The sequence below is a fragment of the Mesorhizobium sp. WSM1293 genome (genome assembly GCF_000513875.1).
Taxonomy (GTDB): Bacteria; Pseudomonadota; Alphaproteobacteria; order Rhizobiales; family Rhizobiaceae; genus Mesorhizobium; species Mesorhizobium ciceri.
In genome coordinates this window covers 180,721-201,015 of record NZ_AZUV01000008.1, presented here as the reverse complement: position 1 = coordinate 201,015, position 20,295 = coordinate 180,721, and the positions used below count along the sequence as shown (strand labels likewise).

General features: G+C 61.4%; 21 protein-coding genes and 1 pseudogene. 6 read left to right on the top strand and 16 right to left on the bottom strand.

Annotation, left to right across the window (positions count from 1 at the left end; translation table 11 throughout):
* Positions 1–196: 196 nt before the first annotated feature.
* From rseP to M729_RS0110800, 7 genes are all read right to left on the bottom strand, one after another.
* Positions 197–1,339, bottom strand: coding sequence for an RIP metalloprotease RseP (rseP, locus tag M729_RS0110830; RefSeq protein WP_027161556.1), 1,143 nt, complete (start codon positions 1,337–1,339; stop codon positions 197–199).
* A gap of 103 nt (positions 1,340–1,442) precedes the next feature.
* Entirely contained in the window at positions 1,443–2,258 is an 816-nt protein-coding gene (locus M729_RS0110825) for a phosphatidate cytidylyltransferase (RefSeq protein WP_013531757.1), read from the bottom strand.
* Positions 2,255–2,989 carry an isoprenyl transferase gene (locus M729_RS0110820; RefSeq protein WP_027161555.1) on the bottom strand — a complete coding sequence of 245 codons (735 nt, stop codon included), beginning with the start codon at positions 2,987–2,989 and terminating at the stop codon, positions 2,255–2,257. The genes M729_RS0110825 and M729_RS0110820 overlap by 4 nt, the downstream gene beginning before the upstream one ends.
* Before the next feature lie 34 nt (positions 2,990–3,023).
* Positions 3,024–3,578, bottom strand: a complete 555-nt coding sequence (gene frr, locus M729_RS0110815) for a ribosome recycling factor (protein WP_013531759.1) — start codon at positions 3,576–3,578, stop codon at positions 3,024–3,026.
* A 98-nt stretch (positions 3,579–3,676) separates the two neighbouring features.
* Positions 3,677–4,399, bottom strand: coding sequence for a UMP kinase (gene pyrH / locus M729_RS0110810; RefSeq protein ID WP_027161554.1), 723 nt, complete (start codon positions 4,397–4,399; stop codon positions 3,677–3,679).
* A 147-nt stretch (positions 4,400–4,546) separates the two neighbouring features.
* Entirely contained in the window at positions 4,547–5,656 is a 1,110-nt protein-coding gene (locus tag M729_RS0110805) for an aldo/keto reductase (RefSeq protein ID WP_027161553.1), read from the bottom strand.
* A 37-nt stretch (positions 5,657–5,693) separates the two neighbouring features.
* The gene (locus M729_RS0110800) at positions 5,694–6,221 is read right to left on the bottom strand and encodes a nuclear transport factor 2 family protein (protein WP_013531762.1); all 528 of its coding nucleotides are present in this window, start codon (positions 6,219–6,221) and stop codon (positions 5,694–5,696) included.
* A 116-nt stretch (positions 6,222–6,337) separates the two neighbouring features.
* Here M729_RS0110800 and M729_RS0110795 point away from each other — a divergent pair, with 116 nt between their 5' ends.
* A complete protein-coding gene (locus tag M729_RS0110795; protein WP_027161552.1) occupies positions 6,338–7,264 on the top strand; it encodes a LysR family transcriptional regulator in 927 nt (308 codons plus the stop codon).
* Between the two features lie 34 nt (positions 7,265–7,298).
* Here the strand turns inward: M729_RS0110795 and tsf are convergent, their stop codons facing one another.
* The 5 genes from tsf to M729_RS0110770 all read right to left on the bottom strand — a co-directional run bounded on the left by tsf (position 7,299) and on the right by M729_RS0110770 (position 11,896).
* The gene (gene tsf / locus M729_RS0110790) at positions 7,299–8,219 is read right to left on the bottom strand and encodes a translation elongation factor Ts (protein WP_013531764.1); all 921 of its coding nucleotides are present in this window, start codon (positions 8,217–8,219) and stop codon (positions 7,299–7,301) included.
* Positions 8,220–8,328: 109 nt separating this feature from the next.
* On the bottom strand, positions 8,329–9,117 hold the full coding sequence (gene rpsB / locus M729_RS0110785) for a 30S ribosomal protein S2 (RefSeq protein ID WP_013531765.1): 789 nt from the start codon (positions 9,115–9,117) through the stop codon (positions 8,329–8,331).
* Positions 9,118–9,319: 202 nt separating this feature from the next.
* The gene (locus M729_RS0110780; protein ID WP_013531766.1) at positions 9,320–9,598 is read right to left on the bottom strand and encodes a DUF4031 domain-containing protein; all 279 of its coding nucleotides are present in this window, start codon (positions 9,596–9,598) and stop codon (positions 9,320–9,322) included.
* 58 nt (positions 9,599–9,656) lie between these two features.
* A complete protein-coding gene (locus M729_RS0110775; RefSeq protein ID WP_027161551.1) occupies positions 9,657–10,955 on the bottom strand; it encodes a hypothetical protein in 1,299 nt (432 codons plus the stop codon).
* Between the two features lie 113 nt (positions 10,956–11,068).
* Positions 11,069–11,896 carry a cell envelope integrity EipB family protein gene (locus tag M729_RS0110770; RefSeq protein WP_013531768.1) on the bottom strand — a complete coding sequence of 276 codons (828 nt, stop codon included), beginning with the start codon at positions 11,894–11,896 and terminating at the stop codon, positions 11,069–11,071.
* A gap of 138 nt (positions 11,897–12,034) precedes the next feature.
* Between M729_RS0110770 and M729_RS0110765 the strand changes: the two genes are divergently transcribed.
* The 5 genes from M729_RS0110765 (at position 12,035) to M729_RS0110745 (ending at position 16,372) form a co-directional block, all read left to right on the top strand.
* Positions 12,035–12,499, top strand: a complete 465-nt coding sequence (locus tag M729_RS0110765; protein WP_024503354.1) for a RidA family protein — start codon at positions 12,035–12,037, stop codon at positions 12,497–12,499.
* 14 nt (positions 12,500–12,513) lie between these two features.
* Positions 12,514–13,242, top strand: a complete 729-nt coding sequence (locus M729_RS0110760) for a glycerophosphodiester phosphodiesterase (protein ID WP_024503355.1) — start codon at positions 12,514–12,516, stop codon at positions 13,240–13,242.
* Positions 13,243–13,292: 50 nt separating this feature from the next.
* On the top strand, positions 13,293–14,507 hold the full coding sequence (locus M729_RS0110755; RefSeq protein ID WP_013531771.1) for a GNAT family N-acetyltransferase: 1,215 nt from the start codon (positions 13,293–13,295) through the stop codon (positions 14,505–14,507).
* Positions 14,508–14,594: 87 nt separating this feature from the next.
* The gene (locus M729_RS0110750) at positions 14,595–15,026 is read left to right on the top strand and encodes an HIT family protein (RefSeq protein ID WP_027161550.1); all 432 of its coding nucleotides are present in this window, start codon (positions 14,595–14,597) and stop codon (positions 15,024–15,026) included.
* 203 nt (positions 15,027–15,229) lie between these two features.
* On the top strand, positions 15,230–16,372 hold the full coding sequence (locus M729_RS0110745; protein ID WP_245267554.1) for a phosphatase PAP2 family protein: 1,143 nt from the start codon (positions 15,230–15,232) through the stop codon (positions 16,370–16,372).
* Positions 16,373–16,413: 41 nt separating this feature from the next.
* Here M729_RS0110745 and M729_RS1000000137060 read toward each other — a convergent pair.
* From M729_RS1000000137060 to M729_RS0110730, 4 genes and pseudogenes are all read right to left on the bottom strand, one after another.
* Positions 16,414–16,760, bottom strand: a pseudogene (locus M729_RS1000000137060) (hypothetical protein).
* Positions 16,761–16,820: 60 nt separating this feature from the next.
* The gene (gene clpA, locus M729_RS0110740; protein ID WP_013531774.1) at positions 16,821–19,289 is read right to left on the bottom strand and encodes an ATP-dependent Clp protease ATP-binding subunit ClpA; all 2,469 of its coding nucleotides are present in this window, start codon (positions 19,287–19,289) and stop codon (positions 16,821–16,823) included.
* A gap of 6 nt (positions 19,290–19,295) precedes the next feature.
* Positions 19,296–19,625 carry an ATP-dependent Clp protease adapter ClpS gene (gene clpS / locus M729_RS0110735; RefSeq protein ID WP_023812950.1) on the bottom strand — a complete coding sequence of 110 codons (330 nt, stop codon included), beginning with the start codon at positions 19,623–19,625 and terminating at the stop codon, positions 19,296–19,298.
* A 296-nt stretch (positions 19,626–19,921) separates the two neighbouring features.
* Positions 19,922–20,251 (bottom strand): phasin family protein, encoded by a 330-nt coding sequence (locus M729_RS0110730; protein WP_013531776.1) that lies wholly within the window; start codon positions 20,249–20,251, stop codon positions 19,922–19,924.
* Positions 20,252–20,295 lie beyond the last annotated feature (44 nt).

Genomic DNA, 20,295 nt, shown 5'->3' with positions numbered 1-20,295 from the left:
GTAGTCCCCACGGCGAGAAAACCGGACGTGCGGTAATTTCCCCTACCGTATTAACCGGATTTTCCCTACACGCAAGGCTTCTGGTTAATTTGTATTTACTTAACCCTGCGGCGTGGCTTTCGCGTCACTCATATCCCCTTGCATGGTAAACGGCGTCTCAACATCGTCCATGCAGAAGCCAAATTTCTTCATGATTTCAGCACCCAAACAGATCGTTCCAAAAAACGAACCCCATGAAGCACAGCACCAGAAGCAACCCGGCCCGATAGGCCATTTCCATCATCCGTTCCGACACCGGACGGCGAATGACAGCCTCCACCCCGTAGAACAAGAGGTGACCGCCGTCGAGAGGGGGAATCGGCAAAAGGTTCAGAATTCCGATGCCAACGGATAGCAGTGCAACCAGTTGCACGAGCCATTCGAATCCCAGTTTCGCAGCCTTGCCCGCCATGTCGGCGATCTTCACCGGACCGCCCAGCTGACATTTGTCTTCGCGCCCGACAACAAAGCGCTGCAGGAACTGGCCGGTGCGCTGGATGACGTGACCGGTTTCCTCGACCGCCGCCGCGACAGCTCCAACAGGCGTGTAGGTGATGAGCCTCGGCTGGCCGAGTTCCTTGTTGTTGACGACACCGATCACGGCGACCTTGACCTTGTTGCCGAGCGCGTCTTCCTGTTCCATCAGCCGCGGTGCCGCGGTCACAGTGACCTCCCGGCCGTCGCGCAGCATGACGAAAGTGATTGCGTCGTCCGCACGGCCCGAGACCAGGCGTTGGACGTCGCCAAAGGTTTCGACTTTGTTGCCGTCGACGCTGACGAATCGGTCGCCGGGAAGGATGCCGGCCTTCGCCGCCGGGCTGTCGGCGGTCACCTCGGCCACCATCGGCTCGGCGACATAGCGGCCATAGGCGGTGAACAGCACGGAAAAGACAACGATCGTCAGCAGGAAATTGAACAGCGGTCCGGCCACCACCGTTGCCGCGCGCTTCCAGATCGGCTGCGTGTGGAAGGCGACCTTGCGTTCTTCCGCGGTCAGCGTTTCAATTTCTTCCGACGTCGGCTGGCTCGATGTGGCGTTCATGTCGCCGACGAATTTGACATAGCCGCCAAGCGGTATCGCACACAGTTTCCAGCGCGTGCCGTGGCTGTCGTTGAAGCCGAAGAGTTCCGGGCCGAAGCCGATCGAGAAGGCCCTGACGCCGATGCCGCACCAGCGCCCGACAAGGTAATGGCCCATTTCGTGGACGAACACGACCACGGTCAGCACGAAGAGGAATGGCACCAGCGTGCCGAGGACAAAGCCTTGTGTGCTGAAAAGCGCGTGAAGAATCTCGTTCAAGACAAACCCTCAAATTCTTCCACGGCGCAGACTGCGCCGTGACTGTGACACCAATCCGGGCGAATCCAAGGCGCATCGCGCAAAGGACCTGAAATGACACCACTCAAACGGGAAACAGACCCTGCGCCGGATGATCGGCGTTCGCCGAAATCCAGCCGATGACGTATAGGGCGAATGCGGCTGCGACAAGCCCATCGACACGATCCATGACGCCGCCATGGCCCGGGATGAGCGCGCCTGAGTCCTTGCGGCCATGGCGGCGCTTGACCCAGGATTCAAACAGGTCGCCTGCCTGCGAGACAATCGACAGCACGAGCGCCACCAGGCCGAGCAATGCCAGATTGCCGACCCCGGCAGCTACGGCGAGGACCAGCCCGGCGACGACGCCGCCGAGCGCACCGCCGAGCGCGCCGCTGCGCGTCTTGCCGGGCGAGATAGAGGGCGCCAGTTTCGGCCCCCCAACGGCACGGCCAACGAAATAGGCAAGGATATCGGTGGCCCAGACGACCGCAAACAGGAACAGGATGGCAATGAGGCCCGAACGATCGCCATCGCGCAGCAAGGCGAGCGACAGGCCTGAAACCGCGGCATAGGCGAGGCCGCTCGCATCCCATTGTCCGGTCTTGCGAAGCGAGGCGGCTATCGCCGTTGCGGCAACAATGGCCGCCACAAGCGGTAGCAGCCAGGAGGCGGCCAGGCCGCCGATCAAGGCGCCAACGAAGACGACCAGCAATGCTTCCGGCAGGAAGCCCAGGCCCGTGACCCCGGTCGGGCGCGACATGCGGGTCCATTCATAGAAGATCGCCGCCGATATCACGGCGCACAGCAGCCGGAACGGCAGACCGCCGATCCAGGTCAAACCGAGAGTGATGATGGCGAGCACGATCGCCGAAACGACACGTAGCTGGAGATTGCTCATCCCGCGGCCGGTCGCGAAGCAACGTCCTGGCCTCCAAGTCCGCCGAAACGGCGTTCGCGGCCAGCAAACTCACGCAAGGCCTCGGCAAGGTGTTCGCGGCTGAAGTCGGGCCAGTAGCAAGGCAGGAAGACGAGCTCGCTATAGGCGGCCTGCCACAGGAGGAAATTCGACAGCCGAAGCTCGCCGCTGGTGCGAATGACCAGTTCCGGGTCGGGAATGCCTTGCGTATCAAGCGCAATGGCAAAGCTTTCGGCAGATATCGCCTCGGCGTCGAGTTCGCCACGCGCCACGGCCAAAGCGAGCTTTTGCGCCGTGCGAACAATCTCGTCGCGTCCGCCATAGTTGAAGGCGATCACCAGCGTCAGCGATTCGTTTGCGGCCGTCAGCGTTTCGGCCTCGTCGAGCAGTCCCCTGATATCGGGCTGCAGCCCTGCCCGGTCGCCGATGATTCTAACCCGCACACCGCTCTGGTGCAGTTCGGCAAGGTCACGGCGGATGAACATTTTCAGAAGGCCCATCAGGTCGCTGACCTCGGATTTCGGCCGCGACCAGTTCTCCGACGAGAAAGCGTAGACGGTCAGGTAGGAGATGCCGAGCCCGGGTGCTGCGCGCACCGTCTTGCGCAGCGCCTCGACGCCGGCACGATGGCCCGCAAGACGAGGCAAGCCGCGCGCCTTGGCCCAGCGTCCGTTTCCGTCCATGATGATCGCGACATGCGCGGGCGTTGCCATGTTCTCGCTTTCGGGTCAGCCGGAGGCCAAGACCCTAAACCTGCATGATTTCAGCTTCCTTATCGGAAAGCAGGTGGTCGATGGTGCTGATCGTCTCGTCGGTAAGTTTCTGAACCTGGTCCGAGCGCTTGCGCTGATCGTCCTCGCTGATGTCGCCGTCCTTCTCCGCCTTCTTCAGGAAGTCCATGCCGTCGCGGCGCACATGGCGCGCGGCGACCCGGGCGTTCTCGGCGTAGGTGTGCGAGATCTTGACCAGTTCCTTGCGTCGCTGTTCGTTGAGTTCGGGAAGCGGAATCCTGAGGTTGGTGCCGTCCACGATCGGGTTGAAACCCAGATTGGATTCGCGGATCGCGCGGTCGACCGCGCCAACCATCGACTTGTCCCATACCGATACCGAGATCATGCGCGGCTCCGGCACCGAGACGTTGGCGACCTGGTTGATCGGCATGGTGGTGCCATAGGCCTGCACCTGGATCGCATCGAGCAGATTGCTGGAGGCGCGACCGGTCCGCAGCGAAGCCAGATCATGCTTGAACGCGGCGATGGCCCCATCCATGCGCCGCTTGAGATCGTCGTACTCACCACTCATCTTTATCTCCTCGACCCGTCTAACGCGGGCTCACTGCTTCGGGGCCGTCTTCGAATCGGACCTTCGAAAACCGGTTTCCCTTCGGGCCAGGCCGCCGATCAATCGTCCGCGACGACCGTGCAGCGGCCGCCGCCCCTCAGAATATCGCCGAAACCACCTTTTTCGTGGATCGAATAGACGATTATCGGAATGTTGTTTTCGCGCGCAAGTGCAATCGCTGCAGTATCCATGATGGAAAGGCCGCGATTTATGACTTCGCCATGGCTGATGCGCTCGAAACGCGTCGCGCTCGGGTCCTTCTTCGGGTCCGCCGAGTAGACGCCGTCGACCTGAGTACCCTTGAACAGTGCGTCGGCGCCAATTTCAGCCGCGCGGAGGGCGGCGGCCGAATCAGTGGTGAAGAACGGATTGCCGGTGCCGCCGGCGAAGATCACCACCTTGCCCTGGTTCATGTAGGCAGTCGCCTGGCGCTGCGAAAAGCTCTCGCAAAGTTCGGGCATGGCGATCGCCGAAAGCACCACGGCGTCGACGCCGATCTTGTTCAACGACGTGCGCAGCGCCAGCGAGTTGATCACCGTGGCAAGCATGCCCATGTGGTCGCCGGTGACACGGTCGCCGCCCTTGGAGGCAACCGCCACGCCGCGAAAGATGTTGCCGCCGCCGATGACGACGCCGACCTCGATGCCCAATGCACGCGCCTCGGCGATGTCGCCGGCGATGCGATCCACCACTGAAACGTCGATGCCGAAATGCTGCTCGCCCATCAATGCTTCGCCCGACGCTTTCAACAAGACACGTCGGTAGAGGGGCTTCACCGTCATCTGGGCCTCTTCATTTGCATGTGGCGCGTTCCGGTGGCTACCCTCGCGCAGGCGCCGCCTCGAAACAATGGCGTTCCGATACACGAAGGGCGCCGCGATGTCACGCGGCGCCCAAACGGCAAATTCGCCGGTTTCCTGTCCCATCAATCAATTGGTGGACACGCTGGCCGACTCTCCTTCGATAAGCACCGGTGACACGTAGTTGGAGGGCTTGTCGCCGGTTGTCGCGCCGCCGGTGACGCGCGCCTGTATCTGCGCGCCGAAATAGGAATAGGGAAACGGCGCTGGAGTTCTGCTGACCCTCTCCAGCCGGTCGCGATGCGCTTTCGGAATCTCGAAATCCAGCGCGCCAAGATTGTCCTGCATTTGGCTGAGCGTCGTCGCACCGAGAATGACGGTCGCGATCCCCGGCTGCGTCGCTACCCAGTTGAGCGCGACCTGAGGCATGCTGCGGCCGATCTCGGATGCGACCTTCTCGAGTTCGGCCACGATAGCCCAGTTGCGTTGCGTGAACTTTTGGAACCCCGGATGCGTCGAGTTGCGAAATCCGTCGAGCCGGCCCGCGTTTCCGGCCTGAGCCGGCCGATACTTGCCGCTCAGCAGTCCGCTGGCCAGCGGGCTCCACACCATGATGCCGGCGCCATGGCGCGTGCCGAATGGCACGAACTCATTCTCGATTGCGCGTTCGGCCAATGAATATTCGAGCTGTAGCGCCGAAACCGGCTCATATCCGCGCAATTCGGCGATCGCCTGTGCGCGGCCCGCATACCAGGCGGGCACATCCGAAAGGCCGACATGGCGCACCTTGCCCATCCGAACCAGGTCGTCCAGCGTGCGCATGACCTCCTCGGCCGGGGTCAGCCTGTCCCAGACATGCATGAGATAGAGATCGATATAGTCGGTCCCCAACCGTTTCAGCGAAGCATCGACGGCCCGCATGATGTTCTTGCGGCCATTGCCGCCGGCATTCGGATTGCCGGGCTGCATGTTCATGGTGAACTTGCTGGCGATCACCGCCATGTCGCGCAAGCCGCGCTCGGCGATGAATTCGCCAAGCCAGGCTTCGGCCGTGCCGTCTGTGTAGAGATCCGCCGTGTCGAAGAAATTGCCGCCCGCCTCGACATAGGCGTCGAACATCGCCCGCGCCGTATCCCTGTCGGCTCCCCAGCCCCATTCCGTGCCGAAAGTCATCGTGCCCAGCGCCAGCCGGCTGACCCTGAGGCCGCTGTTGCCAAGAGTGTAGTAGGTCATGGTCATAATCGTCTTCCAATGCTTGGTGACAGATGCCCGAGCGTCACTGGCCCGGAGTGGTCTTGACCCAGGGATTGCCGCGCTCGTGTGTCATGCGGAACGCAAAGCCATCGACCTTCCAGCCATCCGCAAAACGCGTCAGGTGATGCTCATAGGTGCCCCAGACCTCCCAAAGCGGGTCGCCATTGCCTTCCATCCGGTTCCAGGCATAGCCGGTCGACAGGACAGTCGCCGTGTCCCCTTCGAGAACGACCTGGTGATTGGTGCGCAGATGCAGGCTTGTCTTGCTGCCCTTGAGGTTGGCCGCCCAGGCGCCAATCAGGTCGTCGGAAGCGATGTTGGCCGCCGGCTGTCCGGAAAGGCTGCTGAAATCGGCAGTGGCCCGATCCGCGAAATAGCTGCGTGCAAGCTTCCAGTCCTGGGCGTCGACGGCCCGGTCGATGGCATCGGCAATGCGAATGACCGCGCGTTCGTCTGCGAGCGCCCGCCAGTCTGATGGCTCCGCCCCGCCGGCGTCCATCGGCGCCAACGCCATGCCTGCCGCGAAAGTTACACGCTTCAACGCATTCATGTTCTTTCTCCTCGATGCCATCAGCCCGTCGCCGATGTGCTGCCGACAATTTGGACCGCCAGGCTGACATCGATAAGATTGCATGGTTCGCATGGACCATGCGATATCATGCATGAATGGACCGGGACCTGCTCACTCACCTGCCTGTGATCGTCGCCGTGGCCCGACGCGGCGGGTTCGCGCTTGCCGCCGCCGAACTCGGCATGAGCCCTTCGGCAGTCAGCCATGCGGTGCGCATTGTCGAAGAGCGGATCGGCCAGCCTTTGTTCGCACGGACGACGCGCAGCGTTTCGCTCACCGAGGCCGGCAAGGCGCTGGTGGAAACGGCGGCTCCGGCCCTCCAGGATATTGCCGAGCGGATGGACCGTATCCGCAGCGTCAAAGGCAGGCCGTCTGGCCTGCTCAGGATCAACGCCTCCAACATCGCCATACCATTGGCGGTGACGCCGGTGGTCGCGGCGATGGCCGAGCGCTATCCGGAGGTTACGGTGGAGGTCTTCGCTGACCAGGGTCTGGTTGATATCGTCGGCGAAGGCTTCGATGCCGGCATCCGGCTTGGCGAGATGATCGCCCAGGACATGGTCGCGGTCCGGCTGACGCCGCCGTTCTCCGTCGTCATTGTCGCCTCGCCCGCTTACATCGGAAGGCACGGCCGTCCCAGCAGCGTTGCCGATTTGGCGAACCACAATTGTATTGGCTACCGGCTCGTCCGCTCCGGTGCGCTCTATCGCTGGGATCTGATCGAGGATGGCAAGGACATCGCCATGGAGACGCGGGGCAGCGTTGTCGTGACGGATTCGCTCGCAGCAATCGATCTTGCGCTTGCAGGCGTCGGGCTTGCCTATGTCTTCGAGCCGCTGGCGCGCGCCGATCTTGCCGCGGGCCGCCTGGTCCAGGTGCTGCCGCAGACGGCGATCGAGGAACCGGGGCTATTCCTCTATTTCCCGCGCCGGGCGTCAATGGCGCCGAAGCTCAGGGCCTTTATCGACACCGCACAAGAAATCGGCCGGGCATCCTTGCGGACACCCGGCCGAGTTGCCTGAGCTGAGAAGCCCCTTCAGGGGCTATTTGTAAGGATTATTTCTTCACCGCAGCCGCGACCTCCGCCGCGAAATCGGTCTCTTCCTTTTCAATGCCTTCGCCGAGCGCAAAGCGCAGATAGGCGGAGATCTTGGCCGGAGCGCCGATTTCCTTCTCGGCATCCTTCAGTGCCTGCTCGACAGTGATGTCGGGATTGAGCACGAAGGCCTGCTTCAGGAGCACGACTTCCTCATAGAACTTGCGTAGGCGGCCTTCGACCATCTTTTCGATGATCGCTTCCGGCTTGCCGGACTGGCGCGCCTGATCGGCGAAGATCGCCTTCTCGCGCTCGACCGCAGCCGGATCGATCTGCTCGGCCGTCAGCGCCAGCGGGTTGGTGGCGGCGACATGCATGGCAACCTGGCGGCCAAAGGCATTGGCGGCATGCTCATTGCCCGTGGTCTCGATCGCGACCAGAACGCCGAGCTTGCCAAGACCATCGGCAACTGCGTTGTGGACGTAGGTGGCGACAGCACCGTGCGGGACGGTGAGCTTGGCCGAGCGGCGGAAGCCCATGTTTTCGCCGATGGTGCCGACAGCGTCCTTGATGGTGTCGGCAACCGACTTGTCGGAACCCGGATACTTTGCGGCGGCCACAGCCTCCGTCGTGCCATAGGCCAGCGCAACCTTGGCAACATTGGCGACGATTTCCTGAAACGCGGCGTTGCGGGCAACGAAGTCGGTCTCGGAATTGACTTCCACGACGGCAGCCTCGCGCACGCCGTTGTCGACGCCGATCAGACCTTCAGCCGCGGTGCGGCCAGCCTTCTTGTCGGCCTTGGAGATACCCTTCTTGCGCAGCCAGTCGACGGCCTCTTCCATGTTGCCGTTGGTCTCGGTCAACGCCGCCTTGCAATCCATCATGCCCGCGCCGGTCAAGTCGCGGAGTTCTTTGACCTGTGCAGCCGAAATGCTCATTGTCGCCTCTTTGTTTTAAATGCACCGACGCACCATCGGTATTCGATGGTGCGTCTGTTTAGCGTGCCAGAATATGAGAAAGATGAAGGCCGCAACCGGCCTTCGATTATCAAGCTTCCGGAGCGTCTGCAGCCGGGGCCGGAGCCGGGTCGAGCGCGGGTTCGACGGGAGCTTCGATCGAAGCGCCGATGTCGACGCCGAGCGCGCCCTGCTGACGGGCGATGCCGTCGATCGCAGCTTTGGCGATCAGATCGCAATAGAGCTGGATGGCGCGGGCCGCGTCGTCATTGCCGGGGATCGGGAAGTCGATCTTGTCCGGATCGCAGTTCGAATCGATGATGGCGACGACCGGAATGCCGAGGCGCTTGGCCTCGAGGATGGCGATCGCTTCCTTGTTGGTGTCGATCACGAACATCAGGTCGGGCGTCGAGCCCATGTCCTTGATGCCGCCCAGCGCCTTGTCGAGCTTCTCGCGCTCGCGGTCGAGGTTCAGGCGTTCCTTCTTGGTCAACCCTTGCGCCTCGCCGGCCAGCATCTCGTCGAGCTTGCGCAGGCGCTGGATCGAATTCGAGATCGTCTTCCAGTTGGTCAGCATGCCGCCGAGCCAACGCGAGTTGACGTAGTACTGGGCCGAACGCTGTGCCGCATCGGCGACGATGTCGGACGCCTGGCGCTTGGTGCCGACGAACAGCACGCGGCCGCCCTTGGCGACGGTGTCGGAAACCTGCTTCAGCGCCTGGTGCAGCAAAGGCACCGTCTGCGAGAGGTCGATGATGTGGATGTTGTTGCGGGCGCCATAGATGTAGGGCGCCATTTTCGGGTTCCAGCGATGGGTCTGGTGGCCGAAGTGAATGCCAGCTTCCAAAAGCTGGCGCATGCTGAAATCAGGCAGTGCCATTCAAAGTTCCTTTCCGGTTAGCCTCCACGGACACAGGCATTTTTGGACTTTGTCCTCGAACGCCACCGGAGGTTTCAGCCGGATTTCTCCCGGGCAGACACCAAAGTCCGTGTGTGGAATGAGCGCGCATATAGAGGGGATGCGCGATAAACGCAAGGGCCGCGGGACCTGTGTGCGGCGTGCGACGATCCGCGCGCTGCCGTCAGCGCTTTATCTTGCCGTTCGGCACCCGCACCCGCCGGAAGACCGCGACGATCTCCTCGCGGCTGCATTCGATGGCGCCGAGCCGCACCGCACGGTCACGCTCGAAGCCGGTTATGTCATAATGCGGCGCCGATGTCTTGGGCGGCCCCTGGTAGGATGAGCGCTTGACGCCAAGATGCGCGGCAAAGCGATGCAACTCGTCGGTGTCGTCGGCCAACAGATGGCACCAGCGATGGCCGGCCCAGTTCCAGATCGCTGCGTCGACATAGGCTGCCATAAAGCTTGCTGTCTGCCTTCCATCCGTCACGACAGTCGGCCACATGGCCCGGCTGATGTCAGTGACGATAGAATGGATTCGGATAGAAAATGAAGCCGCCATTGACTGCAAGCTCGGCGACGATGTTGGTGACTGTATCCTGCATGCGACGGTGCAGATCGGCAACCGCATCGTCGATCGAGCCCGTATGCTCATGCAAGCCCAGTGCCTCCGGCACCCGGATGTGGGCGCAACGCGGCCCGGCTGGCTGCGGAACGAACCGGTTCATCGTGTCGCGCAGCCCGCCCCGACAATAGTCGTTGCGGATCCGCTTTAGATGTTCGGCGATCTCCTCCTGGCTAATGCGCGGATTGGCGCAGGCCCAGGGTCCGACGCGTTGCAGCCTCTGAACCCTATCGACGAGCGCGCGGACCTGCCTTTGCCGTTCGGCATCGCCAGTGTTTTCGCGCTGCCAGCGGCGCGCCCGCCGCAGAAGCTCGGTGATGTCGGCGACATCAATGTCGGCTGAGATGCTTTTGCCGAGCTGGCGGCTGAGCTCGGTGACCAAAACCCTCTGACGCTGGGCATAGGAAGCGCCTTGGTCGAACGGCATGCCGCTGGCAGCTTCATCGCGGGCCAGCAGTGTCGAATAGACATGGTGAATGCGCTGCGGCAGCGTGTCGGTCGCCTGGCGTTCTATTTTGAGGTTTTTCTCGACATAGGCGCATTCCTTCGCCAGTGCCGCTTCGACGTTGCCGGTGAAGGCAAGCTTCCAGACGACGGGCGCGATCCAGACCTTGAAATTGGAATCCGTGGCCCGACCGCGCTTGAGGGCTTCCAGTCCCATCTCGACGGCACCCGGCAGCAAAGACGCAACGACATTGGCATGCCAGCCGACGCCGCCTTCGGGATGCAGCAGCACGCCATGGCCTTTCAGGGCCCAGGCGATCGAGTGTTCCTTCGCTGCCCCGCTGTTGCCGGGAATCTGGGCGATCAGATTGTTGGCCAGCCAGAACTTCTGCATCAGCCGGCCAAGGCCGTTGACGACACCATTGGTCGCCCATGAGGCCGTGAGCGGGCTGACCTGCGACACGATTTCCTTGTCGATCATCCAGTCGGTGAAGAACTCGGGATGATTGGGCGTGATGAAGGTCGCCTTCCCTGCCCCGCAACTGGCCTTCAGCCGCTCAAGATCGGCGTCGGGAAAGTCGATATGGCGGACATTTGAGACGCCGCGCAGACCGGCCAGGCGATTGAACGGCAACAGATCCCGAAACCCGGGAATGCCGCGCAGCATGACGATCCGGTTGACGGATGTCATGGCCCTGATCAGTGCCGGGTTGGGCCGCGGCGCGACGAACGTATCGATCCCGCTCAAGCTGATCCCCCTCGCGCCTGGACGCTGGAAGAGGTTGAGGGACGATTGCGGCACGTTCAAGTCGTTCGTTACGACCACGCCGTGCCGTGGCAAATCAGCTGCCTAGACAGGCACTATTTGGCGGGACAAGGTTTTGTCTGGTCGAACAGCGACAGGTTGACCAGCTTGCCGGTCATCGAGAAGTCGCCATAGTCCATGACGAGATCGCGGGTGATGCCGTTCTCATGCAGCTTGAAGCTGATACGGTATTCCGGAACCTCTTCGCCGGTCTTGTTGGTGTCGTCGAAATAGGCGATGTCGACCGGCCAGTATTTGTCGGTGGCGAGCTTTGCCAGTGCCGAAGCTTCCGGGTCGGCCTTGTCGGCATCGGTTTTCTTGCCGACAACGACGGTGGTGGTCATCACCTTGTTGGCGTCTTCGGAACCGTCGAACAGGTTGGTTTCGTAGAAGTTCTCGCCCTTTTCGGCCTTGCCGATCAGTTCGACCAGATGCTGGGTCGGGAATTGGGTTGTCGCGAGCTCGACGCTGTTCTTTTCAGGCTTGTCGATGTCGACCTTGAGGCCCTTGGTCTCTTTCGTGGCGATGCCCTTGACCTCCTTGTCGAGATTCTGGTCGACGAAGGATTTTGTCACGAACGAAAAAGTCTTGCCCTCGGCATCCTCGAAAGTGGTCGTCTGCTGGTCGGTCAACCTGGTGTTGTCGGCGGTGACGATCTGGGTGACGAAGCGGAATTTCACCGTATAGCCTTCACAGGCCGAGCCATTGAACTCATAGACCATGCGGCCGGATATGCCCGTGATGCCGGACTGATCGGAAGCCTTTTTCAGGGTAAGATCGTAAACGGCGCGGTGGGCTTGCAGCGCCGGCGCCGCGAAGACAGGACCTATCGAGAATATCCCCGACAACAGGACGGCATGGAATGCGAGGCGCGTTGCGCGCATGAGGTACTCCGATCGTCGCGACTGATGGCAGGCCGCAGGGAAAGATGGTCCAGCTTAAAAAAAGTCGTGGCGGAAGCGAGGCAAAAATAGCAATTTCGGCCCGGCCGGCGCGGCGTCACCAAGCAATAGGGAAATACCATGAGTGAAACAATCGAAAAGCGGCTAAGCGATCTGGGCGTGACGCTTCCCGTCGCCGCCGCGCCCGCCGCCAACTACGTGCCCTATTGCAGGACCGGCAATTTGCTGTTCACTGCCGGGCAATTGCCGCTCAAGGACGGCAAGCTGCAGGCGAGTGGGCTGCTCGGCCGCGACGTCGACACGGCAGGCGGCAAGGACGCGGCAAAATACTGCGCGATCAACATCCTGGCGCAGGCCAAGGCAGCACTCGGCGACCTCGAGAAGATCAGCCGTCTGGTGAAGATCACCGTTTTCGTCGCCTCGTCACCCGAGTTCGTCGAGCAGCATCTGGTTGCCAACGGCGCCTCCGATTTCCTGGTCGCCGCCCTTGGCGAGCGCGGCAAGCATGCACGCTCCGCCGTCGGCACGGCCTGCCTGCCGCTTAATGCCGCAGTGGAAATCGAAGCCATCTTCGAAGTCGCATGAGCCAGGGTACAGATATGACCGACCTATCCTGGCTGACCGCCCGGCCCGTTGCCCACCGCGGCTTCCACGACATGAACAAGACGCGCTGGGAAAACACGCTGTCGGCCTTCGCCGCAGCCGCCGAACGCGGCTACGCCATCGAATGCGACGTGCACCTGTCGTCCGACCGCGTTCCCGTCATCATCCATGACGGCGATCTCAAGCGCCTGACCGGCCAGGATGGTTTCGTCTGGCAGCGTACCGCAGCTGAACTCGCGGCGCTCAGGGTCGGTGGCACGGCGGACCATGTGCCGACGCTGCAGGAAGCGCTCGACCTGGTCGATGGCCGCGTGCCACTGGTCGTCGAGCTGAAAGGCACGCCCGGCTATGACGAAGGCCTGGTGGCAAGCGTCGGCAAGATGCTCAAGCGCTACAAGGGCAAGGCGGCGATCATGTCGTTCGACCATTGGCTGGTCCGCGATTTTCCGAAGGACGCGCCGGGTATCCCAGGGGGTCTCACCGCCTACGGCAAGGACGTCGGGTTGATCGAGGCGCATTTCGCCATGCTGGCGCATGAGATCGCCTTCACCTCCTACGCCGCCGGCGACCTGCCAAACCCATTTGTCAGCTTCGTGCGTGAAAGGCTGAAAATGCCTGTTATCACCTGGACGGTGCATGACCAGCCGGCGGTCGACCTGACCTTCAGATATGCCGATCAGATGACGTTCGAAGGGTTCGAACCCGATCTGGTCAAAGTCGCCTGAGTGTCTGAAACGTGACTTGCACCAGGCCGGACGGAGCTTAAATAAGCCTCATGGATCAGGGCGACGAGGGTGACGGACAAACGGCCAATGCGGACTATTCGATCCGCGTCGCCGCCGGCATCGGCGCCTTCACCTGTGATGAATGGAATGGCTTTGCGGGAACTGCGCGCGGCGATTTAGAAACCAGCTACAATCCTTTGGTTTCATTCGCTTTCCTGAGCGCCCTTGAGGATTCCGGATGCGCCGTGCGCCGCACTGGTTGGCAGGGCCACCATCTCAGGCTGGAGGATGGGCGGGGCAGATTGCTGGGCGCGGTGCCCTGTTATCTCAAATCGCACAGCCAGGGCGAATATGTGTTCGACCATGGCTGGTCGGATGCGTTCGAACGCGCCGGTGGCCGCTACTATCCCAAACTGCAAAGTGCCGTGCCGTTCTCCCCGGTCACCGGCCCTCGCCTGCTGGTCACCAGGGGCGAGGACAGTGCCAAGGTGAAGGCCGGTCTCGCGGCGGGCCTGAAGGCGGTGACCCAAAAGCTCGGTGTCTCTTCCGCACATGTCACCTTCGCGCAAGAGAGCGATGTGGAGGTGCTGGAAGCAGCCGGTTTCCTGCACCGCACCGACCAGCAATTCCATTTCTTCAACGAAGGCTTTTCAACCTATGACGACTTCCTCGCCACCCTTGCCTCGCGCAAGCGAAAGGCGATGAAAAAGGAAAGGCGCGAAGCGCTTGCCCCAGGCATCTCAATCGACCGGCTGACCGGCAAGGACCTCACGGAGAAAGCCTGGGACGATTTCTTCGCCTTCTACATGGACACCGGCAGTCGCAAATGGGGCCGGCCCTATCTCAATCGTCAATTCTTCTCGATGATCGGCGAGCGCATGGCCGACGACATCCTCCTGGTGATGGCTAGGCGCAACGGGCGCTATATCGCCGGCGCGATCAATTTCATCGGTTCGGATGCACTTTATGGCCGCAACTGGGGCTGCATCGAGGACCATCCCTTCCTGCATTTCGAGGTCTGCTATCACCAGGCGATCGACTTCGCCATCGAGCGCAAGCTCAAGGTGGTCGAGGCGGGAGCGCAGGGCGAGCACAAGCTGGCGCGCGGCTACCGGCCGGTGACCATGCATTCCGCGCACTACATTGCGCACCCAGGCCTGCGCAACGCCGTCGCCGACTATCTTCGGCGCGAACGGCAGGAGGTGGAGCGGATGAGCGAATATCTGGAAGAGCATACCCCGTTCCGCAAGGATCTCGAGGAGTAGCCCCGGTTGGCCGGCTGGGGGGGCGACGATTATCTTGCCGAATTTCGACGCCTTCGCTACACGAAGGCACAATCCGGAGCGTTCGCCATGACCGAGGCCGCCTACGATACCGACAACATTTTCGCCAAGATCCTGCGCGGCGAAATTCCCTCGCACCGTGTCTACGAGGATGACGCGGTCATCGCCTTCATGGATGTGATGCCGCAGGGGCTCGGCCATACGCTGGTGGTGCCGAAAGCGCCGTCGCGCAACCTTCTCGATGCCGATCCGTCAATTTTCGGCCATCTCTTGAGCGCCGTTCAGAAAGTGGCGCTGGCGGTGAAAAAGGCCTTCGGCGCCGATGGCGTCACCGTCATGCAGTTCAATGAGCCGGCCTCGGGGCAGACCGTCTATCATCTGCATGTGCATGTCATTCCGCGCTTCGACGGCATCCCGCTGAAGCCGCACACGGGCGAGATGGAGAAGCCGGAGATTCTGGTCGGGAACGCCGAAAAGATACGGACTGCACTCAAAAATTGAGAGCGGGAGGTCCGCCAATGATGTGGTGGACCTGGTCGAGAATATCGGACTAACAAGCGCCGTTCAGTCCAGAAGCCGATTCTAATGCCCGGCCGTGCCCAGTGCCGACTCAACCGTTTGCAACTCTAATCGTCTGATTAGGAAATATCGAACCATCTCACGGTAAAATGCTAACGCGTGGCGAGCTGTGGGGCTTCAAAACCATGGAACATTCGGTTGCGGCATCGGCCCCACTGGCGGGGGCAATTGTCGAGCGTGCTTTTCTTGGCATCTTGGCGGATGCCTTTTGGCGACACCGGCTGCTGCACGCTATGGCTGCCGCTGCGCTGCTTCTGGCAAGCGCAGTCGGGTGGCACACTGGAAACATGCCGGATTTCGGCGTTCTGGAGGAATACGCTGAGTATCTTTTCATCGCCTTCTGGATTTGCGGCTCAGCCTTTGCACTTGGGACGCTTCTCCATCTTGCGCTGGTCCAGCGGGACACCGAACCGCTGCACACCTTCCTCAAGTCACTGGGTAGATTCTTTGGCGACGCCGAACGCATTGCCAACAGCCTGAATGGCCTGGGTGCAGGTCTTGCCTTCATATCCGCGATCGGTGTGTTGAAGGGAGCCATTGCAATTCTCTCTCCGTTTGCATGGGACGACGCATTGGCTCAGGCCGACCGCATCCTGCATTTCGGTCGAGCCCCGCACGAATGGTTGTGGTTTATCGTCCAGTCGCCGCTTGCATTGAAGATCATCAACATCGCTTACAATTTCTGGTTCGTCGTGCTCATTACCGCGGTTTTCACCGTGTGCATCACACGCAAGGATACGAAGCTGCGTCACCAGTTCCTGATGAGCTTCATGACGGTGTGGACCCTGGGTGGCTTCTTCCTCGCGATGGGCCTGTCGTCGGCTGGCCCTTGCTTTTACGAGCGATTGGGGTTCGGCAACGACTTTCACGCCCTCATGCAAGCACTCGCCACCGCCGATCGCATCTATCCAATCTGGGCGCTCAACACGCAGGATATGCTGTGGGGTGGCTACACCGGCGCAACTACCGGCAGCGTCGGTATATCCGCCTTCCCATCCCTGCACGTTGCGATGGCGGTGCTGTTCGCTCTCTATGCAACGCGGCGGTCTCGGCTGGCCGGTGTTGTGATGTGGTTATTCGCGGGCGTCATTATGGTCGGATCCGTCGTGCTTGGCTGGCACTATGCCGTGGATGGCTATGCGGGCGCATCCCTGATGGTCGCGATCTGGAAGGCGTGCGGATATTTGCTGACCCGTTTCGAGTCGGACAGCGCGGCCGCTGAAATCGAGAGCTCCACCATGCAATCGCCGGCCCTTTGCGGGATGTAAATTCGCCGATCTGGACGAACTCGCCTGCGGCGGCATGCCGGTCAAAACGACTCAAGGGCGGCGCTGGATGGGTTGGACAATTTCCGAAACGCTGTTCGATACGATCCTTGCCGAAGCTGCTCTGCGAGCGTGTCCGCGCATTGCCCAGGACTCAGGAGCGACGTGTCGACTTCCAGATCGTACACGCCGGGCCGGTGCACCTCTTCCTGCCACAGGCGCGCCATCGGGCCGCAATCCCATCCCGGGTCGATAGCGCGGCGGCATGGCCTGCTCGCAAACGTCGACACCGAGATTGATCCAGACGCCATCGAAGCACTCCTGAACAGCCTTGGCGATGCTTGTTTTCCGATCGCGGCGCACCGTTCAGGATGATGATCTGGCCGATTATGCCTACCCTCGCTCCAATAAAAAAGCCCCGTCTCCGGGGCTTTCTTGACTTTCGTAAGGTTCAGTTCTTTCGGGGCAGTTGTGGCACCAGGCTGCGCTTGCCGCCGTCCTTGCCCTTGGCTTCGGGCTTCTGCGCCACCAGCTTCTTGGCCGCCGGCTTTTTCACCACGGCCTTTCTGGACTTCGGCGTTTCTTCCGGCTCTTCCTTCTTCGGCTTCACCGGCGCCTCGTCGGCCAGCGATTCGAGCTTCAGGCCGGTCTCGCCGGTTTCCTTCTTCTCGACGGTGACGCGCACCGTGCCGCCCTTCTTGAGCTTGCCGAACAGCACCTCGTCGGCCAATGGCTTCTTGATGTGCTCCTGGATCACACGACCGAGCGGCCGCGCGCCCATGCGCTCATCATAGCCCTTGTCGGCGAGCCAGGCGATCGCGTCCGCCGACAGGTCGAAGGTGACGCCACGCTCGGAAAGCTGGGCCTCGAGCTGCATGACGAACTTCTGCACCACCTGATGGATGACCGGCACCGGCAGCGAGCCGAACGGGATGATCGCATCGAGACGGTTGCGGAACTCCGGCGTGAACAGCCGGTTGATCGCCTCGACATCGTCGCCTTCGCGCTTGGTCGAGCCGAAGCCGATCGCCGCACGCTGCGCATCCGACGCGCCCGCATTGGTGGTCATGATCAGGATCACATTGCGGAAGTCGATCTGCTTGCCGTTGTGGTCGGTCAGCTTGCCATGGTCCATAACCTGCAACAGGATGTTGAACAGGTCCGGATGCGCCTTCTCGACCTCGTCCAGCAACAGCACGCAATGCGGATGCTGGTCGACGCCGTCCGTCAGAAGACCGCCCTGGTCGAAGCCGACATAGCCCGGAGGAGCACCGATCAGCCGCGACACGGTGTGGCGTTCCATATATTCCGACATGTCGAAGCGGATCAGCTCCACGCCGAGCGACGCGGCCAACTGCTTTGCCACTTCGGTCTTGCCGACGCCGGTCGGGCCGGAGAACAGATAGGAGCCGATCGGCTTCTCCGGTTCGCGCAGGCCGGCACGCGCCAGCTTGATCGCCGAGGTCAGTGCGGTGATCGCAGTGTCCTGGCCATAGACGACTCGCTTCAGCTCGATATCGAGGCCCTGCAGCACCTTCTCGTCGTCGGCCGAAACCGTCTTCGGCGGGATGCGGGCCATGGTGGCGATCGTCGCCTCGATCTCCTTGATGCCGATAGTCTTCTTGCGCTTGGCTTCCGGCACCAGCATCTGCGAGGCGCCGGTCTCGTCGATCACGTCGATCGCCTTGTCCGGCAGCTTGCGGTCATTGATGTAGCGTGCCGACAGTTCCACCGAGGCCTTGATCGCCTCGTTGGTGAACTTCACCTTGTGGAACTCCTCATAATAGGGCTTGAGGCCCTTCATGATCTCGATCGCGTCCTCGATGGTCGGCTCGTTGACGTCGATCTTCTGGAAGCGCCGCACCAAGGCACGGTCCTTCTCGAAGAACTGGCGGAATTCCTTGTAGGTGGTCGAGCCGATGCAGCGGATCGCACCCGACGACAGCGCCGGCTTCAACAGGTTGGACGCATCCATGGCGCCGCCTGAAGTCGCCCCTGCTCCGATCACCGTGTGGATCTCGTCGATGAACAGCACGGCGCCAGGATAATCCTCGAGCTCCTTGACGACCTGCTTCAGCCGTTCCTCGAAATCACCGCGATAGCGCGTGCCGGCGAGCAGCGTGCCCATGTCGAGCGCGAAGATGGTGGCATTGTGCAGCACTTCGGGAACGTCGCCCTCGACGATGCGCTTGGCCAGGCCCTCGGCGATCGCCGTCTTGCCGACGCCGGGGTCACCGACATAGAGCGGGTTGTTCTTGGAGCGGCGGCACAGCACCTGGATCGTGCGGTTGATCTCGGACTCGCGGCCGATCAGCGGATCGATCTTGCCGGCCTTGGCCTTGTTGTTGAGGTTGACGCAATAAGCCGTCAGCGCGTCCTGCTGCTGCTTCTTCTTGCCGCCTTCCTCTTGCGGCTCGGCGCCGTTCTGGCCGCCCTGCTCGTCGTCGGCGCCGCGCGGCGAGCGTGTCTCCGACGCGCCCGGACGCTTGGCAATGCCGTGCGAGATGTAGTTGACCGCATCGTAGCGGGTCATCTGCTGTTCCTGCAGGAAATAAGCGGCATGGCTCTCGCGCTCGGCGAAGATGGCGACGAGCACGTTGGCGCCCGACACTTCCTCGCGGCCAGAAGACTGCACATGGATCACCGCGCGCTGGATGACGCGCTGGAAACCGGCCGTCGGCTTGGAGTCCTCGTCGTAACCGGTGACGAGGTTGTCCAGCTCGGTGTCGATATAGGTGAGAACCGTATGCTTGAGCTCATCGAGATCGACATTGCAGGCGCGCATGACGGCGGCCGCCTCGGTGTCGTCGATGAGCGCGAGCAGCAGATGTTCTAGGGTTGCATATTCATGGTGCCGCTCATTGGCGAGCGTCAGCGCCTGGTGAAGCGCCTTTTCCAGGCCTTGGGAGAAAGCCGGCATGTTACCTCACTTCTTCTCCATCACGCATTGCAGCGGATGCTGATTCTGTCGGGCGAAATCCATGACCTGGGACACTTTGGTCTCGGCCACCTCGAATGTATAGACCCCGCACTCGCCCACTCCATGATTGTGAACATGAAGCATGATGCGTGTGGCGGCTTCGCGATCCTTCTGGAAAAAACGCTCCAGCACGTGAACCACGAACTCCATCGGAGTGTAGTCGTCGTTGAGGATGAGGACCCGATAAAGGCTGGGCTTCTTGGTCTTGGTTTTGGTGCGCGTGATGACGGCCGTCCCACGGCCGGCCCCATTGCCGTTACCGTCGCCGTCTTGCATTCGCACCACGCGTCTCGTGGCAGTCAAACCGATCGTCACGTATTCCTGCCTCTTTCGATTCCCCATGCGAGTTCGACATGTAGGTGTTCGATGTACGATTTTAAGCCCTTCTGGTTAGCTGACAATATGGCTAGGTCACCAAACTTGGACGATTTTCGCAATCGTGAAGGGGCGCGAGGCTCTGGAACGGAAATTGACACGAAAAAGCCCGGCGACGTTTCCACGGCCGGGCTTTTTCTCGGGTCAAAAGGCTGAATCTGGGTCACGTCAGGCGAAATCAGTTCGCCCGGGCGAAATTACTTCGCCTTGGCAACGATCGATTCGAATGGCTTGTAGGCTTCCTTGGCGAGTTCGGCATAGAGATCGCCAATCTTGGTGGCCTCGGCGACGAAAGCCTCATAGGACTGCTTGGCATAGTCCGACTGGATCTCGATGGCCTTTTCCAGCGACTTGGCTGAAAACAGCTTCTCCACAGTGGCGCTGCCGGTTTCAAAACTCTTCTTGGTGTATTCACCAGCCTCGGTGGCAATCGCCTGTGCGCCCTTGGAGAGCGACGCGAAGCTCTTCAATCCGGTGTCGGCGAACTCTTTGCCGTATTTGCTGAAGTCCTCATAGGTCTGGGTCATTTCACGATTCCCTTGACGGTTGAGGCGTCCTTCTTCGGGGCGCC

Coding starts and splice junctions, on each gene's coding strand:
- tsf (WP_013531764.1), bottom strand. CDS start 8,219: ATGAGCATTTCGGCTGCACAGGTCAAAGAACTCCGCGACTTGACCGGC.
- M729_RS0110795 (WP_027161552.1), top strand. CDS start 6,338: ATGGACCGGGACCTGCTCACTCACCTGCCTGTGATCGTCGCCGTGGCC.
- M729_RS0110780 (WP_013531766.1), bottom strand. CDS start 9,598: ATGGCAGCCTATGTCGACGCAGCGATCTGGAACTGGGCCGGCCATCGC.
- M729_RS0110820 (WP_027161555.1), bottom strand. CDS start 2,989: ATGGCAACGCCCGCGCATGTCGCGATCATCATGGACGGAAACGGACGC.
- M729_RS0110755 (WP_013531771.1), top strand. CDS start 13,293: ATGGATCAGGGCGACGAGGGTGACGGACAAACGGCCAATGCGGACTAT.
- frr (WP_013531759.1), bottom strand. CDS start 3,578: ATGAGTGGTGAGTACGACGATCTCAAGCGGCGCATGGATGGGGCCATC.
- M729_RS0110825 (WP_013531757.1), bottom strand. CDS start 2,258: ATGAGCAATCTCCAGCTACGTGTCGTTTCGGCGATCGTGCTCGCCATC.
- M729_RS0110805 (WP_027161553.1), bottom strand. CDS start 5,656: ATGACCATGACCTACTACACTCTTGGCAACAGCGGCCTCAGGGTCAGC.
- pyrH (WP_027161554.1), bottom strand. CDS start 4,399: ATGACGGTGAAGCCCCTCTACCGACGTGTCTTGTTGAAAGCGTCGGGC.
- M729_RS0110765 (WP_024503354.1), top strand. CDS start 12,035: ATGAGTGAAACAATCGAAAAGCGGCTAAGCGATCTGGGCGTGACGCTT.
- rpsB (WP_013531765.1), bottom strand. CDS start 9,117: ATGGCACTGCCTGATTTCAGCATGCGCCAGCTTTTGGAAGCTGGCATT.
- M729_RS0110730 (WP_013531776.1), bottom strand. CDS start 20,251: ATGACCCAGACCTATGAGGACTTCAGCAAATACGGCAAAGAGTTCGCC.
- M729_RS0110745 (WP_245267554.1), top strand. CDS start 15,230: ATGGAACATTCGGTTGCGGCATCGGCCCCACTGGCGGGGGCAATTGTC.
- M729_RS0110770 (WP_013531768.1), bottom strand. CDS start 11,896: ATGCGCGCAACGCGCCTCGCATTCCATGCCGTCCTGTTGTCGGGGATA.
- M729_RS0110800 (WP_013531762.1), bottom strand. CDS start 6,221: ATGAATGCGTTGAAGCGTGTAACTTTCGCGGCAGGCATGGCGTTGGCG.
- M729_RS0110760 (WP_024503355.1), top strand. CDS start 12,514: ATGACCGACCTATCCTGGCTGACCGCCCGGCCCGTTGCCCACCGCGGC.
- clpA (WP_013531774.1), bottom strand. CDS start 19,289: ATGCCGGCTTTCTCCCAAGGCCTGGAAAAGGCGCTTCACCAGGCGCTG.
- clpS (WP_023812950.1), bottom strand. CDS start 19,625: ATGCAAGACGGCGACGGTAACGGCAATGGGGCCGGCCGTGGGACGGCC.
- M729_RS0110750 (WP_027161550.1), top strand. CDS start 14,595: ATGACCGAGGCCGCCTACGATACCGACAACATTTTCGCCAAGATCCTG.